The 861-nt window shown below is 73.3% G+C and carries 1 protein-coding gene; it reads left to right on the forward strand.

Translation table 11 applies throughout. The features are described from left to right. Positions 1–861 (forward strand): MFS transporter (locus tag JGS39_RS39775; protein WP_219574625.1); only part of this gene is annotated, 861 nt, incomplete at both ends.

The following is an 861-nucleotide window of genomic DNA, read 5'->3' on the forward strand; positions in this document are numbered from 1 at the left end:
CCTTCGGCGGTCTGCTGCTGCTCTCCGGGCGGCTCGGTGACCTCCTCGGCCGCCGCCGGATGTTCCTGGCCGGCACCGCGGTCTTCACCGCCGCCTCCGTACTGGCCGGAGCGGCCGGCTCCCCCGCCCTCCTGGTCACCGCCCGCTTCCTCCAGGGCGCGGGCAGCGCCATGGCTTCCGCGGTGGGCCTGGGCATCCTCGTCACCCTGTTCACGGAAAGCCGCGAACGGGCCAGGGCCATCGCCGTGTTCAGCTTCACCGGCGCGGCGGGGGCCTCGATCGGCCAGGTGCTCGGCGGGGTCCTCACGGACGCGCTCGGCTGGCACTGGATCTTCTTCATCAACCTGCCGATCGGTCTCGCGGTACTCCTCGTCGCGGTACGCGTCCTGCCCGCCGACCGCGGACCCGGCATCGCGGCCGGGGCCGACACGATCGGCGCGCTCCTGGTCACCGGAGGCGTGATGCTGGGCATCTACTCCGTCGTCGAGGTCGAGTCGTACGGGTGGCTGTCGGCGCACACGCTCGGCCTGGGCGCCCTCGCGCTGGCCCTGCTCGCCGCGTTCGTCGTCCGGCAGGCCACGGCCGCCACCCCGCTCCTGCCGCTGCGGATACTCCGCTCACGCAGTGTCGCCGGAGCGAATCTGGTCCAGATCCTCATGGTGGCCGCGCTGTTCTCGTTCCAGATCCTCGTCGCGCTGTACCTGCAGCGGGTCCTCGGCTACGGAGCCACCGCCACCGGCCTCGCCATGCTGCCGGCGGCCGCGGTCATCGGCGCGGTGTCGCTCGGGCTCTCGGCCCGGCTGAGCGCACGGTTCGGCGACCGCAGCGTCCTGCTCCTGGGGCTGGCCCTGCTGATCGGGG

Origin of the sequence: Streptomyces poriferorum, assembly GCF_019399235.1 — a bacterium.
GTDB lineage: Bacteria > Actinomycetota > Actinomycetes > Streptomycetales > Streptomycetaceae > Streptomyces > Streptomyces poriferorum.